Raw genomic sequence first — 13,533 nt, 5'->3', positions numbered from 1 at the left:
TGATCCTCCTCGTGGCGGGGGAGGATTCGGGAAGTCCGCAAACCGCGGCTTTCACGATAAGCCCGCCTTGTCGTGCGCGGCCGGCTATTTGTTTGACGCGGGGGCCGTGGACCGCGGAAAGGCGCGGCACCAACGAGAGGGAGCATCCATGCCGTTTGTGCTGCACGAATATGCGCTGTCGGGAAATTGCTACAAGATCCGCCTCACCGCGGCGCATGTCGGGCTGCCGCTGGAGCGGCGGCAATACGACATTCTGAAGGGAGAGACGCGCACCGCGGAATTCCTGAGCGAAGTCAACGCCAATGGCCGAATCCCGGTGCTCCAGCTCGGCGACGATTTCCTGCCCGAGAGCAATGCCGCCGCTTTCTATGTCGCCGACGGCAGCGATCTGATCCCGGCGGACCGCTTCGCACGCGCCGATCTGCTGCACTGGCTGTTCTGGGAGCAATATAACCACGAACCCAACATCGCGACGGTGCGCTTCTGGCGGACCCTGGTGGGCGAGGCGAACCTGACCGATCTGCAGCGCGCTTTATTGCCCGGCAAGGTCGCGGCGGGCGAGGCGGCGCTGGCGCTGATGGACGCGCATCTCGGGCGAAGTGATTTCTTCGTGCTCGACCGTATCACTCTCGCCGACATCATTCTCTACGCCTACACCCACGTTGCCGAGGAAGGCGGGTTCGATCTCCAACCTTATCCCAATGTCCGCGCCTGGCTCTCGCGCGTCGCGGCCGATCCGGCGCATATTCCGATTACCGCCTGATCCACGATTCCGATTGTAACATTCGCAGGGCATAGGCCTGTCGCAGGACAAGCTCCCGCGGGGGAACGATCATGGCGACGATCACCAGGCTTCCGTTCGACGCAGCGCAGTTCGGCGACTTCCATGCGATCCAGCCGGCGATCCCCGAGCGGGTGATCGGCGGGCGCCGGCAATATCGCACGGTATGGATTTCCGACGTCCACCTCGGCACGCGCGGCTGCAACGCCGAGATGCTGATCGACTTCCTCGACCATGTCGACAGCGAGACCATGTATCTGGTCGGCGACATGATCGACGGCTGGGCAATGAAGAAACGCCTCTATTGGCCGGCGACGCACAACGACATCGTCTGGCGCGTGCTCAAGCGCGCCAAGCGCGGCACCCGGATCGTCTATATCCCCGGCAATCATGACGAGATGTTCCGGCAATTTTCGGGGCTGCATTTCGGCGGCGTCGAGATCCTCCGCCAGGCGATCCACGAGACCGCCGACGGCCGTCGCCTGCTCGTCCTCCACGGCGACGAATTCGACGCGATCACCATGTCGCATCGCTGGCTCGCGCATCTCGGCGATGCCGCGTACGAGGGCATGATGGCGCTCAACCGCTGGCTCAACAGCGTCCGCCGGCTGTTCAACCTGCCTTATTGGTCGCTCAGCAAATACGCCAAGCAGAAGGTCAAGAACGCGGTCTCGTTCATTTCGAAGTTCGAGGAGATCGTCGCGCACGAGGCGGCGCATCGCGGGATCCACGGCGTGATCGCCGGGCACATCCACAAAGCCGAGATGCGCACGATCCAGGGCATTGAATATTATAATGACGGCGATTGGGTGGAGGGTTGCACCGCGCTCGTCGAGCATTACGACGGTACCATGGAAATTCTCCATTGGGCCGACGAGATAGCGGCGCGCGACGCGCCCGAATCCGGGGCCAGACTAGAGGCGGCGTGACGGCGGCGGCGGGAGTCGACGACGTGCGCATCGCCATCGTAACCGATGCCTGGGAACCCCAGGTCAACGGCGTCGTCCGCACGCTCCAGTCGGTTCGCCGGGTGCTGGAGGCGCAGGGCCACCGCGTCGAAGTGATCTCGCCCGATCGCTTCTATTCGCTGCCGTGCCCCACCTATCCCGAGATTCGTCTCGCGCTCGCCAGCACCGGCAGCGTCGGTGCGATGCTCGAGGCCTTCCGCCCCAATGCGATCCATCTCGCCACCGAAGGGCCGCTGTGCGTCGCCGCGCGGCGCTGGTGCCTGCGCAACGACATGCCGTTCACCACGGCGTACCACACCCAATTCCCCGATTACGTCTCGGCGCGCTCGGGCGTCCCCGCCGAGTGGATCTGGCGCTACATCCGCTGGTTCCACGCGCCGAGCCAGGCGATCCTTGCCTCGACGCCGTCGATCCGGCAGTCGCTGATCGGGCACGGTCTCACCCATGTGAAGCATTGGGGCAGGGGGGTCGACCTCGCCAATTTCCACCCCGGCGTCGCGCCGCATCCGGCGATGGCGGATCTCGTTGGCCCGGTGCAGCTTTATGTCGGCCGCGTCGCGGTCGAGAAGAACCTCGAGGCGTTCCTCAAAACCATCCATCCCGGCACCAAGGTGGTGGTCGGCGACGGTCCGGCGCGATCGGCGCTGCAAGCGCGTTTTCCCGAGGCGAAGTTTCTCGGGCCGATGTTTGGTGCCGAACTCGCCGCGACCTATGCCGCCGCCGATGTGTTCGTGTTTCCCAGCAAGACCGACACCTTCGGACTGGTGATGATCGAGGCGCTGGCCTGCGGCGTGCCCGTCGCGGGCTATCCGGTCACCGGGCCGGTCGATGTGCTCACTCCCGAAACCGGGGCGATGGACAGTGATCTCACCGTCGCCATCGCGGCCGCGCTGACCAAAGACCGCGCGACCTGCGCCAAATATGGCCGCAGCTTCACCTGGGAGGCCAGCGCGCGCCAGTTCCTCAATGCGCTCTATGCAATGGACGATCATGAGGCGGCCGCCTGACCGCCGCGGCAGACTGCCGATTTGCAACCTTGCTCTTGCGACGTTCCCGCATTAAGTCCGAACCATAGCCCGGCCGCCCGTGATGGGCGGCCCTTATTGTTTCTGGAGACGAAAAAGTGGCCCAGCCGCTGATGCCGCATGCGACCGCTTCCTGGCTGGTCGACAATAGTTCGCTCTCGTTCGAGCAGATCGCCGAGTTTTGCGGGCTGCACATCCTCGAGATCCAGGCGATCGCCGACGACACCGCGACGACCAAGCTCACCGGCCGGGATCCGGTCCGCGCGCACGAGCTGACGCAGGAAGAGATCGACAAGGGCCAGGCCGATCCGACCTATGTCCTCAAGATGCTCAAGGGTCCCGAGCAGATCCGCCGCACCAAGGGGCCGCGCTACACGCCGGTCTCGAAGCGCCAGGACAAGCCCGACGGCATCGCGTGGATCCTGCGCCACCACCCCGAGATTTCGGACGGCGCGATCGGCAAGCTGATCGGCACCACCCGCACCACCATCGCCGCGATCCGCGATCGCAGCCATTGGAACATCGCCAACATCACGCCGAAGGACCCGGTCACGCTCGGCCTGACGTCGCAGCGCGAGCTCGACGCGCTGGTCGCCAAGGCCGCCAAGGCCGCCGGCATCGAGGCGCCGACCGACACGCGGCTCGAGGGTGATCGCGAGGCGCTGATCGAGCAGCTCCGCGCCGAGCGCACTGCCGCCGCGCATGCCGCCGAAGCGGGCGAAGGCGCCGAGGGGGCGACCGGCCCGGTCGAGCACACCGCGGAGACGCTGTTCCGCCAGTGACGCGGCGCGTGTAACTTCCCTGCGCGACTCGCCGGGTCGCGCAAGGGAGATGCCGCATGTGTGACGAACTGACTGCCGCCGATAACGAGCGCTTCCTGAGCGACGCGATGACTCGCCGCGGCTTCGGCGCTGCGGCCGCCGTCGCCGGCATCGGCCTGTTGCTGCCGAACCCCGCCAACGCGCTGGCGATCAAGGGCCGCGACGTTGAGATCCCCACGCCCGACGGGACAGCCGACGCCTATTTCGTCGCGCCTGCCACGGGCAGGCATCCCGCCGTGCTGGTCTGGCCCGACGTCTTCGGGCTGCGTCCGGCGTTCCGGCAGATGGCCGATCGGCTCGCCCAATCGGGTTATGCGGTGCTCACCATCAACCATTTCTACCGCTCGACGGAAGTGCCGTTCGTTACCCCTGGCCAAGGGTTCGACCAAGCGCTGCGCGAAAAGGTCGGCCCGTGGCGCGAACTGCTCACGCCCGACGCGGTTTCGCGCGACGGCGGGGCGTTCGTCGCATGGATCGACAAGCAGCGGGAGGTCGACCGGAAGCGCGGCATCGGCAGCACCGGCTATTGCATGGGCGGGCCAATGGTGATGCTCACCGCGGCGGGTTCGCCGGCGCGGGTGCGCGCGGGGGCGACGTTCCACGGCGGCGGGATGGCGGCCGACGACATGCTGGCGCGCGTGCCCTTGATGAAGGCGAGCTTCCTTATCGCGATCGCCGCGAACGACGATGCCAAGGCGCCGGGCGACAAGGACAAGTTGCGCGCGGCGTTTGCCGCAGCCAGGCTCCCCGCCGAGATCGAAGTCTATCAGGGGGCGATGCACGGCTGGTGTCCGCCCGATAGCAAGGTCTACGATCAGGCGCAGGCCGATCGCGCCTGGGCGCGGCTGCTCGCCTTGTTCGACAAGGCGCTCGCTTGACGCGAACATTTGTGTCGTTCACGTAATGTTCTAATCCGAATCGGGAGAACGGCCATGTCGAACGATCTTGTTTTTTATACCAACCCCCAGTCGCGCGGGCGGATCACCCGCTGGATGCTCGAAGAGACCGGTGCGGACTATCGTACCGAAGTCGTCGATTATGCCAGGATGAAGAGCGCGGAGTATCTCGCGATCAACCCGATGGGGAAAGTCCCCGCGATCCTCCACCACGGCAAGGTGGTGACTGAAGGGGGCGCAATCTGCGCCTATCTGGCCGAGGCGTTCCCGGAGGCCGGCCTCGCGCCGCGGCCGGAGGAACGCGCCGATTATTATCGCTGGCTGTTCTTCGCGGCCGGTCCGGTCGAGCACGCTGTGACCAACAATTCGGCCAAGTTCGAACCCTCGCCCGAGCAGGCGCGGTCGTTTGGTTACGGCAATTACGCGACGACGGTCGACGTGCTCGAGCAGGCCGTCAGCGCACACGATTATATCGCCGGCGATCGATTCACGGCGGCCGACGTCTATGTCGGCTCGGCGGTCGGCTGGGGCACCTTGTTCGGCACGCTGCCGAAGCGCGACGCGTTCACAGCCTATTTCGAGCGGTTGAGCGGGCGCGAGGCGTACCAGCGCGCCGCGGCGAAGGACGATGCGCTGGTGCCGCAGCCGGTATCCGCCTGACCGACTGTTGAAAGTCCAGTAGCAACGGGTCGGTGCTCCTGCGGAGGCAGAAGCCTGAAGCAGCGTAGTGCTCAGCTATCCCGGGCTCCTGCCCTGGCAGGAGCCCGAACCCAAACGACCGCTGCCGGAATCATCGATAGCCTCAGCGCGACGGCGCGATCCGCGGCGAATAGTCGGCCATCGTCATGAACACGCTGTCGACCTTCGTCACCAGCTTGCCACCCGCTTCCGAGGCCGCGACGACCGCGCGCCACTCGGGATCCGCGCCGAATGCCTTCCAGTCCGCGTCCCGTGCCTCCCGGCTGGGATAGGCGAGCACATAGATCACCCGCCCCTCGGGCGCTTCGCTGGTCGGCTGCTCGTTCCAATAGGCGACATTACGCATGCCGTGCTTCTCGAACAGTTTGAGCGTGTGATCGCGAAACCGGGCATTGAGCGCGGCAAGCTTGCCGGGCGCGGGATAGTAGATCCGCAATTCATAGACCGCCGCCTGCGGATCGGGCGCCGCAAGCTGCGCAAGCGCAGGGGCTGCAGTCACGGCCAGAACGAGGCCGGCGAGGAAGGCAGAGCGCATGGCGAACTCCCGAAGCAATGAAGGGACGAGAGATCGCACGTCACGCAGTCTCTCTGCCACCGGTAAAATCCAGCGGCAGGCGAATGACCAAAAACGATGGCGGTAAACGCCCCAAGGGCGGACGTTCAGTCTTCTTCGCCGAACACGGACGGCTCTAGGTCCATAGTCGCACCGGCCATCCGCTCTTTGGCGCAGTGGGAGTGAAGGTAGATGTTCTGGAAGGGATCATCCCTCCCGCGTCTGCCCTCCGCCCATCGCCATAAACCTTCGACGCTGACCAGAAGCGCGCCCCTATCGCTGCGGTCGATACCCTCGCCACAGATCCAGCATTGAAAGTCGAGCATGCAGAGTAGGGTGCAATAGACCTTCGGTTATCGCAATGTCCGCTTTCCACCCTATCCCGGTCGTTCCGGATCTCTGAGAATCCCGCTGGCCGGGTCCCAGCGCTCCACGCATCGCGGCACAAGGCGATTTCGTGCAAGCATCTGGAAATTAAGGCGTAGGCTTCGCTCAGGTGCCCTTCCGGGCGCTTCTTGTGAGGCCTTATGCCTGTAATCAGAGAACTTCGCGAGCGCGCGTCTCATTACCGCGCGGCCGCAGCAATTTGCGATTCGCCATCAGCATTGTCCGACTCGCTGAATAAGCGCGCTTTGCTCAAGATCGCCTTGGACTTCGAGGATGCGGCGGGGCACGCGGAAGCGATCCAAAGCGGTCGTACCTAGGCCGTAGACTCATAAAGCAGCCTGTCGGCTAACGCCCCAGTTGCCGCCGTTGATTGTCGAATATTCGGTGCCCAAAAGCGGCCATCAGCGAGTGAAGGTGAAAACCTCCGCGCCCGTACCGATGACGAAGGAGCGTCCCGTCGGTGAAAAGCCGAACACCCTGACCTCGGGAACGAAACCGGTGAAAATGCCCGGCTCGTCAGCGGTGCCGACCGGAGTGATCAATCGGATTACATCGTCAACGCTGTTCGACAACTGGCCTTCCAATCGCCAGCCGTCGTCGGTGACTTGCGACAAAGCGCCCCCGTAAATTTCCCCAGCGATAATAATTTCTTGACCCGCAATCGGACCGATCCCCTTCACCTTACGGCCATGCTCATCGAACGGCAACGAAGGATTGGGATCGCGCGCGACCAGCTCTCCGGAGATACAGTCGATGACACCTCGACCATCGTGTGTTGCTACCAGCAAGAGGTCCGAACTACTCGCAAATCCGACGCCGAATAAGCCTCCGGCTCTGATGATGTGACGGGTCGGCCATGAAGTACTGACGTTCTGATGGGTTTCGTGCATGCCTGAAGGCTAGCGCGAGATATGTCCACTTTCTACCGACTAACGTTCAAAGCGGCCTGTCTCAAATCCACCCAGGAACGGACATCTCGCCCATCGCTTGCAATGTAGGATTTCGCCTGCTTCCCTACGCGCCGCCCGGCCAAGCCGAGCCTGCTCTTTGACGCCGTCGATCTCTTGCCTATTCGAGTAACGAAATTTCCTGCTCGCGCAATTTCATTGCTGATTCACCGCGAAAATAGTGAAGTTGCGCGGCAATCCTACATGCGGCGCACGCGACTCGCTGCCATTCGTGCAGGCAACTGCGCCATCACCCCGTCCCGGTCCGCGCCGTCGGTGGTGCCCCAGCGCACGATCTCGTCGAGCGTGCGGCCGCAACCAACGCACCAGCCGGTGGCGTCGTCGATCCGGCAGATATTGGTGCACGGCGAGCGGATCGGAGCCGATCCGGCGCCCGCCGCTTCGCTCACGCGCCCAGCGTGTACTTCAGGAAGTCGGGGACGGGGCCATTCCAGCCGTCGTCGGGTCCGTCCTGCGAGGATTGCGCGTCGCGTCGCGGCTCGCGGTTCGGACGCTCGTCGCGTCCGCGGCCACGGCCGCCGCGCTCTTCGCGTTCGCGGCGGGGTGCGGCCTCGCGCTGCGGCACTGGCTCGCGGGCCGGACGGGCCTCGCGCACCGGTGCTGCTTCGGCTTCGATCTCCGCTTCGGGCTCGGGCTTGTGGGCAGGCTCTGCTTCGACCTTGCGGCCGCCGCGACGGCGGGGCGCGGCCTTGCGCTCTTCCGCTGGGGCTTCCTCGCGCGCTGCGTCGCCGCTCGCCGACTTCATCCGCTCGATTTTCATCCCGGTGAGCTTTTCGATCTCCGAAATGTTCTCGGCGTCCTCGGGCGTCACCAAGGTATAGGCGATGCCGGTCGCGCCCGCGCGGCCGGTGCGGCCGATGCGGTGGACGTAATCGTCGGGATGCCACGGCGCGTCGAAATTATAGACGTGGCTCACGCCCTTGATGTCGAGCCCGCGCGCCGCGACGTCCGAGGCTACGAGGATGTTGACCGTGCCCGCCTTGAACCGGTCGAGCTCGGCGATGCGCTGCGACTGTTCCATGTCGCCGTGAATCTCGGTCGAGCGGAAGCCGCTCTTCTGCAGGCTCTTGTTGAGATCGCGGACCGTGGTCTTGCGGTTGCAGAAGATGATCGCGGTGGTCACGTCCTCGGCGCGGAGCAGCTCGCGCAGCACATCGCGCTTCTTCGGCGCGGCGACGTTGACCACCCATTGGCGGATATTGACGTTGGCGGTCGCCGGGCGCGCGACTTCGACGCGCTTGGGATCGGTGAGGAACTTGTCGGCGAGCTTCTTGATCACCGGCGGCATCGTCGCCGAGAAGAGCAAGGTCTGCCGGGTCTTGGGCAGCTTGGTGCAGATTTCCTCGATGTCGGGGATGAACCCCATGTCGAGCATCCGGTCGGCCTCGTCGATGACGAGCAGACTGCAGCCGGTGAGCAGGATCTTGCCGCGCCCGAACAGGTCCATCAGCCGGCCGGGGGTGGCGATGAGGACGTCGACGCCCTTTTCGAGCGCCTTGACCTGATCGCCCATCTGCACGCCGCCAATGAGGAGGGCCATCGAGAGCTTGTGGTTGACGCCATATTTGTCGAAATTCTCGGCCACCTGCGCGGCGAGCTCGCGCGTCGGCTCGAGGATCAGGCTGCGCGGCATCAGCGCGCGGGTGCGCCCTTCGCCGAGGATGTCGATCATCGGCAGCACGAAGGCGGCGGTCTTGCCCGTGCCTGTCTGCGCGATGCCGATCAGGTCCTTGCCCATGAGGACGGAGGGGATCGCCTGGCGCTGGATCGGAGTCGGCTCGGTATAGCCCGAGTCGGTGACCGCACGCAGAAGGTCGTCAGAAAGGCCGAGATCGGCAAAGCTCATGTATTTTTCCGGAAAAGGGCGTGGTTACCCATGCCGCCAAAGCCTTCACGCGCTTGCGGATTTGGCCGCCAATGTCAAGCCGGAGGCTGCTCTCAGCGCGCCGGAACCAGCGACGCGAAGCCTTGGACGGCGCACTGGCGGCCCGATCGCGAACGGATCGAATCGCGTTTGGCGCACATCTTCTTGTCCTTGTTAGCCTTGACATAGAAGCCGTTGTAGAAGCCGAGCGCGGGGCAATCGTTGCCGAGCTTGGCGCGGAGCAGCGCTCCGTTCTTCAGCAACAAGTCGACGCTGTCGAAGCGATTGACCGAGAAACCCGCCAGATCCTCCATCTTGACGCAATCGTCGGCCTTTTTTTCGACCAGTGCCGCCGGCCGCGCGGTGCGGACCACGATCGTCGCCCGGCTGACGGTCAGGCGCGGAATATGGATGGTGATTCGCTGCTGCTGAAGCAGGTGTGCGGCCACATCCCAGTCGAGCGGCTCCGGCGGCGAAGCCGGGGCAGCGAACAACAGCAGGAGACCGGAAGCGGCGATCAGCGGATTCAACATGTCTGGCGGGGTTTGTAAGCCATAGTTTTGAACAGTGGATGAACTGGCGCCCGTCATGCTAACCGGGCGCGGCCATGACACCAGCACAAAGCCAGCTTGTCGAGACCGTTCAACAACGCTTCGGCCCCAAGGTCGCGACGACCGAAGCCGAAGCGATCGCGCCGTGGCTGACCGACTGGCGCGGCCGCTATCATGGGGAGGCGCCGGCTTTGCTTTCTCCCGGCTCGACCAACGAAGTGGCCGCGATCGTCGCGCTGGCGGCCGCGGCTGGGGTGCCGCTAGTGCCGCAGGGCGGCAATACCGGAATGGTCGGCGGCGCCACGCCGCCCACCGACGGCTCGGCGCTGTTGCTGTCGCTTCGCCGGATGAACCGGATCCGCGCGCTCTCGCCGGTGAGCAATCTCGCCGTCGCCGAAGCGGGAGTGATCCTCGCCGATCTCCGGACCGCGGCGGAGGTGGCAGGGCGCCGCTTCCCGCTCGATCTGGGCGCGCGCGGGAGCGCGACGATCGGCGGGCTGGTCTCGACCAATGCCGGCGGCACGCAGGTGCTGCGTTTCGGGACGATGCGCAGCCTCGTCGCCGGCGTCGAGGCGGTGCTCCCCGACGGTTCGATCCACAATGGCGTCGCCGCGCTTAAGAAAGACAATCGCGGCTATGATCTCAACCAGCTGCTGATCGGCGCCGAAGGCACGCTCGGCATCGTCACTGCCGCGACCTTGCGACTGGTTCCCGGGGCGGCGGCGCGCGCAGTCGGATGGGTGGGCCTCGAAAGCCCCGCCGCGGCGCTGCAACTGCTGCGGATGCTGGAAGCCGGCACCAGTGCAGTCGAAAGCTTCGAGATATTGCCCGAAAAGACGCTGGCGCTCGTGCTGCGCCATGTGCCCGGCACGCGACGGCCGCTGGCAACTGCGCATCCATGGCATGTGCTGATCGAGGCGGTGGCGACCGATCCCACAGCCGAAGCGCCCGCGGCTTTGCTCGAGCGGCTGCTCGGCCCAGCGCTCGAGCGCGAGCTGGCCGGCGACGCAGTGATCGCCGCCAGCGAGGCGCAGGCGGAGGATTTCTGGCGCATCCGCCATTCGATCTCGGAGGCAGAGCGCGCGGGCGGGCCGGCGCTCCAGCACGACATTTCGGTGCCGGTCGACGACATGCCGCGCTTCATGATCGAAGGCGGTGCCGAGGCCGAGGCGCGGTTTCCCGGGACCGAAGCGGTGGCCTATGGGCATCTCGGCGACGGCAACGTCCATTTCCACGTCCGCGCGCCGGCGGGGGTGGATCCGCAGGTCTGGTATGCCGAGGACGGCCCGGGGATCTCGCGCCACGTCCACGACATGGTCGTTGCTGCGGGCGGGTCGATCTCGGCCGAACACGGCATCGGCCAGATGAAGCGCGCCGAGCTCGAGCGGTTGAGTGCGCCGTCGCGGATGACCGTGCTGCGCGCGATCAAGACCGCGCTTGACCCGCATAATATTCTCAATCCGGGAAAACTGGTCGCGCTTGCGCCCGACGCCGCGAGACCATAGACCTTCGCGCGAATTTCACGCTTCCAGCAATCATTCTCAGGAGAGTTTCGGATGGCCAGTGCGCCACAACAGTCGCTTCCGTTGTTCTACAACCAGCTCGAGCCGCTTTCGAGCCAGACGCACGCCGACTTCCGCATTCGCGTTCGTGACAAGGCGCCCTTCCTCGCGAAGCAGCATGCCGTGCCGGTCACCGTCGAGGAATTCCCGCTGGTCCAGCGCTTCCTGCCGATCGTGTTCTCGGTGGGCGACGATCCCGTTCCGCTCGCTTTGATGGGCCTGAACGAGGGTGTGAACACCTTCTTCGACGATGAAGGCACGCTGCTCGAGCCGAACTTCTACGTCCCCGCCTATATCCGTCGCTATCCCTACCTGCTCGCGCGCCTGCGGACCGATGCCGACGAGCTGTCGCTCTGCTTCGATCCTTCTTCGGACACGATCGGTGCGTTCGAGGACGGCGACAAGCTGTTCGAGAATGGCGAGCCGACCGAGACCACCAAGAACATTCTCCAGTTCAACGAGCAGTTCGAACAGGCCGGCGCGCGCACTGCGATGTTCATGAAGGACCTCAAGGAACTCAACATCCTGATCGACGGTGAAGTCACGATCCAGCAGGAAGGCAACGAGCAGCCCTTCATCTATCGCGGCTTCATGATGATCGACGAGAACAAGCTCAACGAATTGCGCGGCGATCAGCTGCGCAAGATCGTTCAGAACGGCATGCTGCCGTTGATCTACGCGCATCTCTTCTCGCTGGCGCTGATGCGCGACATCTTCGGTCGCCAGGTCCGCCTCGGCAAGATGCCGCAGCCGCAGCTGGTCAACCCGGCCTGACAATGGTCTGAGCGCGGCGGCCAGCTTTCGGCCGCCGCGCTCGTCACCAAACAACTCGGAAAATCGCTGTCCTGGTCGGCGGGTTGAAGTCCTTCAACCGCCCCGGTTCAGGCGTTGCAGCAGGACGCGCCAGACGAAGATGGTCAGCAGCGCCGGCTGGCCGAGAAACGGCACGAACAGGCCGACGACCAGGCTGGTGACCGCGCCGAGCAAGGTCGCATAGCCGCGCAGGCGCAGCATGCCGCGCTGCTCTGCCGAAACCTGTGCGCCGACCACCGGCGCGGAGGTGACGACGCGCTGGAGCCAGATATTGGCGAGCGCCGCCAGCGCCAGCCAGCCGCTATAGAATGCGACCGGCACGCGGTGGCCGTAATATTCCGACGATAATGCCGTGAAGAACGGCATCGCCGCGATCGTGCAGAGCAGCACCAGATTGGGGAGGACGATCCGCGGATCCCAATGGCGCGCGCAATCGAACACGCGATGATGGCCGGCCCAAAATGAGCCGATCACGAAAAACGATACGAAGAAGCTGATGAAATTCGGAATGAGCCGGGCGAGCGCGATCAGGAACTCGCGATCGCTGCCGGGCCCGTGCACTTCGGGCACGTGAATCTCGATGATCAGCAGCGTGATCGCGATCGCAAACACTGCGTCCGAGAAGAAGATCAGCCGTTCGAGCGCATGCCCCGGCCCGTGAAGTTCCGGCTCACGACGGATCCTGCGCATACTTTCCCCGCTCCTATGTCCGCCTCGCCGTTAGCGGAGGATCATTCGGGTGTCTTGGGAGCTGTGGGTTTGCCTGGAGCGGGGCGGCGCGCCGCGCGCGGCTTGGCGGCGCTGCCATCAGCGGTTTTGCGGGTGCGACGTGCGGGCGGCTTGGCCGCGGTTTCAGCGGTAGCAGCCGGCGCCTTGCGGGTGCGCGTAGCCGGGGAAGCGGCGGCAGCGGGCTTGCGCGTGCGGCGAGTCACCGGCTTCGCCGTAGCTTCGCCGGCGGGCTTTTCCGCCTTTGCCGGTGTCTTGCGCGTGCGTTTGACGACGGGCTTGGCAACCGCGGTCGCCACATCGGCAGCCGCCGTCGCCACGGTTTCGGCCGTGCTGGCGGCAGCGTCCGCTGCCTTGGCGGCACCCTCCTGAACCTTGGGCTCGTTCTTGAGCTTCGCGGCGATCGCGACCAGCCCGGCGGCGAGGATGTCGGCGACGAGCGGGTGCTTTGCCAGGTCGCTCAGCTTGCCCCGCACCGATTTGGGGAGTTTCACTCCGGCGATGCTCTTTGGGAGGAACGAGCCCTTGCCGGTTGCGCCCTTGTCGTCTTTCTTCTTCTTGCCTGCCATCTAGATCCTCCGCGTGTCGCGACGCCAGTGTCACGGATCGACGCCCGTCGGTCAACGTCGGATCGCGGTCGCGGCGGCGTCAATGGCGCGTGTCGTCGCTTTCCTCGCGCTCGAACACTATCTCTAGGCCCTCGCAAGCCTTGCCGGTCCCGGTATCGCTGACATTGCCGCCGGCGTCCTCGGTGGTGGTCTGGTCCAGCTGGTCGGTCAGCGCGTCGCGATCCGGCACTTGTCCGGCGGCATCTGCGTCGCGCCCGATGATCGCGCTGTCGGGCTTTGGGTGATCAGCCATCTCGTCTCTCCATGACCCGCCCCGAGCTGGGTCAACGGTGCGCCCTGCCTCTCGTTCC

The 13,533-nt window shown here is 65.1% G+C and carries 17 protein-coding genes; 8 read left to right on the top strand and 9 right to left on the bottom strand.

Going from position 1 to position 13,533, the window contains the following annotated elements:
• Positions 1 to 148: 148 nt before the first annotated feature.
• The 6 genes from CVN68_RS12325 (at position 149) to CVN68_RS12300 (ending at position 5,151) form a co-directional block, all read left to right on the top strand.
• Positions 149 to 763, top strand: a complete 615-nt coding sequence (locus CVN68_RS12325) for a glutathione S-transferase family protein (RefSeq protein ID WP_100282469.1) — start codon at positions 149 to 151, stop codon at positions 761 to 763.
• A 71-nt stretch (positions 764 to 834) separates the two neighbouring features.
• A complete protein-coding gene (locus tag CVN68_RS12320; RefSeq protein ID WP_100282468.1) occupies positions 835 to 1,710 on the top strand; it encodes a UDP-2,3-diacylglucosamine diphosphatase in 876 nt (291 codons plus the stop codon).
• A gap of 23 nt (positions 1,711 to 1,733) precedes the next feature.
• Entirely contained in the window at positions 1,734 to 2,756 is a 1,023-nt protein-coding gene (locus tag CVN68_RS12315; protein ID WP_100284374.1) for a glycosyltransferase family 4 protein, read from the top strand.
• A 116-nt stretch (positions 2,757 to 2,872) separates the two neighbouring features.
• Entirely contained in the window at positions 2,873 to 3,556 is a 684-nt protein-coding gene (locus tag CVN68_RS12310) for a DUF1013 domain-containing protein (RefSeq protein WP_100282467.1), read from the top strand.
• A 56-nt stretch (positions 3,557 to 3,612) separates the two neighbouring features.
• Positions 3,613 to 4,473 (top strand): dienelactone hydrolase family protein, encoded by an 861-nt coding sequence (locus CVN68_RS12305; protein WP_100282466.1) that lies wholly within the window; start codon positions 3,613 to 3,615, stop codon positions 4,471 to 4,473.
• A 54-nt stretch (positions 4,474 to 4,527) separates the two neighbouring features.
• Complete coding sequence (locus CVN68_RS12300) at positions 4,528 to 5,151, top strand: glutathione S-transferase family protein (protein WP_100282465.1); 624 nt, start codon at positions 4,528 to 4,530, stop codon at positions 5,149 to 5,151.
• A gap of 142 nt (positions 5,152 to 5,293) precedes the next feature.
• Here CVN68_RS12300 and CVN68_RS12295 read toward each other — a convergent pair whose 3' ends face one another.
• From CVN68_RS12295 to CVN68_RS12270, 6 genes are all read right to left on the bottom strand, one after another.
• A complete protein-coding gene (locus tag CVN68_RS12295) occupies positions 5,294 to 5,725 on the bottom strand; it encodes an NIPSNAP family protein (RefSeq protein ID WP_100282464.1) in 432 nt (143 codons plus the stop codon).
• A gap of 125 nt (positions 5,726 to 5,850) precedes the next feature.
• The gene (locus tag CVN68_RS23970; RefSeq protein WP_100282463.1) at positions 5,851 to 6,069 is read right to left on the bottom strand and encodes a hypothetical protein; all 219 of its coding nucleotides are present in this window, start codon (positions 6,067 to 6,069) and stop codon (positions 5,851 to 5,853) included.
• A gap of 462 nt (positions 6,070 to 6,531) precedes the next feature.
• The gene (locus CVN68_RS12285) at positions 6,532 to 7,020 is read right to left on the bottom strand and encodes a hypothetical protein (protein ID WP_100282462.1); all 489 of its coding nucleotides are present in this window, start codon (positions 7,018 to 7,020) and stop codon (positions 6,532 to 6,534) included.
• 257 nt (positions 7,021 to 7,277) lie between these two features.
• A complete protein-coding gene (locus CVN68_RS12280) occupies positions 7,278 to 7,487 on the bottom strand; it encodes a DUF1289 domain-containing protein (protein WP_100282461.1) in 210 nt (69 codons plus the stop codon).
• On the bottom strand, positions 7,484 to 8,944 hold the full coding sequence (locus CVN68_RS12275) for a DEAD/DEAH box helicase (protein WP_100282460.1): 1,461 nt from the start codon (positions 8,942 to 8,944) through the stop codon (positions 7,484 to 7,486). Before CVN68_RS12275 ends, CVN68_RS12280 begins: the two co-directional genes overlap by 4 nt.
• Positions 8,945 to 9,036: 92 nt before the next feature.
• The gene (locus CVN68_RS12270; RefSeq protein ID WP_100282459.1) at positions 9,037 to 9,495 is read right to left on the bottom strand and encodes a hypothetical protein; all 459 of its coding nucleotides are present in this window, start codon (positions 9,493 to 9,495) and stop codon (positions 9,037 to 9,039) included.
• Positions 9,496 to 9,569: 74 nt separating this feature from the next.
• On the opposite strand from CVN68_RS12270, the gene CVN68_RS12265 reads away from it, so the two are divergent.
• Together CVN68_RS12265 and CVN68_RS12260 are read left to right on the top strand one after the other, a co-directional pair.
• Positions 9,570 to 11,018, top strand: coding sequence for an FAD-binding oxidoreductase (locus tag CVN68_RS12265; RefSeq protein WP_100282458.1), 1,449 nt, complete (start codon positions 9,570 to 9,572; stop codon positions 11,016 to 11,018).
• Between the two features lie 51 nt (positions 11,019 to 11,069).
• Entirely contained in the window at positions 11,070 to 11,849 is a 780-nt protein-coding gene (locus CVN68_RS12260; RefSeq protein ID WP_100282457.1) for a SapC family protein, read from the top strand.
• 93 nt (positions 11,850 to 11,942) lie between these two features.
• On the opposite strand, the gene CVN68_RS12255 is transcribed toward CVN68_RS12260, so the two are convergent.
• From CVN68_RS12255 to CVN68_RS12245, 3 genes are all read right to left on the bottom strand, one after another.
• Entirely contained in the window at positions 11,943 to 12,578 is a 636-nt protein-coding gene (locus tag CVN68_RS12255) for a TMEM175 family protein (protein ID WP_100282456.1), read from the bottom strand.
• A 41-nt stretch (positions 12,579 to 12,619) separates the two neighbouring features.
• The gene (locus tag CVN68_RS12250; RefSeq protein ID WP_158298866.1) at positions 12,620 to 13,183 is read right to left on the bottom strand and encodes a hypothetical protein; all 564 of its coding nucleotides are present in this window, start codon (positions 13,181 to 13,183) and stop codon (positions 12,620 to 12,622) included.
• Between the two features lie 79 nt (positions 13,184 to 13,262).
• Entirely contained in the window at positions 13,263 to 13,475 is a 213-nt protein-coding gene (locus tag CVN68_RS12245) for a hypothetical protein (RefSeq protein ID WP_100282455.1), read from the bottom strand.
• Positions 13,476 to 13,533 lie beyond the last annotated feature (58 nt).

The sequence above is a fragment of the Sphingomonas psychrotolerans genome, from assembly GCF_002796605.1.
GTDB lineage: Bacteria > Pseudomonadota > Alphaproteobacteria > Sphingomonadales > Sphingomonadaceae > Sphingomonas > Sphingomonas psychrotolerans.
This window is presented reverse-complemented; position numbering and strand designations above follow the sequence as displayed.

What these genes read in the sequence shown, in the direction of transcription:
- CVN68_RS12325 (WP_100282469.1), top strand. Translation starts at nt 149, where the DNA reads ATGCCGTTTGTGCTGCACGAATATGCGCTGTCGGGAAATTGCTACAAG.
- CVN68_RS12320 (WP_100282468.1), top strand. Translation starts at nt 835, where the DNA reads ATGGCGACGATCACCAGGCTTCCGTTCGACGCAGCGCAGTTCGGCGAC.
- CVN68_RS12305 (WP_100282466.1), top strand. Translation starts at nt 3,613, where the DNA reads ATGTGTGACGAACTGACTGCCGCCGATAACGAGCGCTTCCTGAGCGAC.
- CVN68_RS12300 (WP_100282465.1), top strand. Translation starts at nt 4,528, where the DNA reads ATGTCGAACGATCTTGTTTTTTATACCAACCCCCAGTCGCGCGGGCGG.
- CVN68_RS12295 (WP_100282464.1), bottom strand. Translation starts at nt 5,725, where the DNA reads ATGCGCTCTGCCTTCCTCGCCGGCCTCGTTCTGGCCGTGACTGCAGCC.
- CVN68_RS23970 (WP_100282463.1), bottom strand. Translation starts at nt 6,069, where the DNA reads ATGCTCGACTTTCAATGCTGGATCTGTGGCGAGGGTATCGACCGCAGC.
- CVN68_RS12285 (WP_100282462.1), bottom strand. Translation starts at nt 7,020, where the DNA reads ATGCACGAAACCCATCAGAACGTCAGTACTTCATGGCCGACCCGTCAC.
- CVN68_RS12275 (WP_100282460.1), bottom strand. Translation starts at nt 8,944, where the DNA reads ATGAGCTTTGCCGATCTCGGCCTTTCTGACGACCTTCTGCGTGCGGTC.
- CVN68_RS12270 (WP_100282459.1), bottom strand. Translation starts at nt 9,495, where the DNA reads ATGTTGAATCCGCTGATCGCCGCTTCCGGTCTCCTGCTGTTGTTCGCT.
- CVN68_RS12265 (WP_100282458.1), top strand. Translation starts at nt 9,570, where the DNA reads ATGACACCAGCACAAAGCCAGCTTGTCGAGACCGTTCAACAACGCTTC.
- CVN68_RS12260 (WP_100282457.1), top strand. Translation starts at nt 11,070, where the DNA reads ATGGCCAGTGCGCCACAACAGTCGCTTCCGTTGTTCTACAACCAGCTC.
- CVN68_RS12255 (WP_100282456.1), bottom strand. Translation starts at nt 12,578, where the DNA reads ATGCGCAGGATCCGTCGTGAGCCGGAACTTCACGGGCCGGGGCATGCG.
- CVN68_RS12250 (WP_158298866.1), bottom strand. Translation starts at nt 13,183, where the DNA reads ATGGCAGGCAAGAAGAAGAAAGACGACAAGGGCGCAACCGGCAAGGGC.
- CVN68_RS12245 (WP_100282455.1), bottom strand. Translation starts at nt 13,475, where the DNA reads ATGGCTGATCACCCAAAGCCCGACAGCGCGATCATCGGGCGCGACGCA.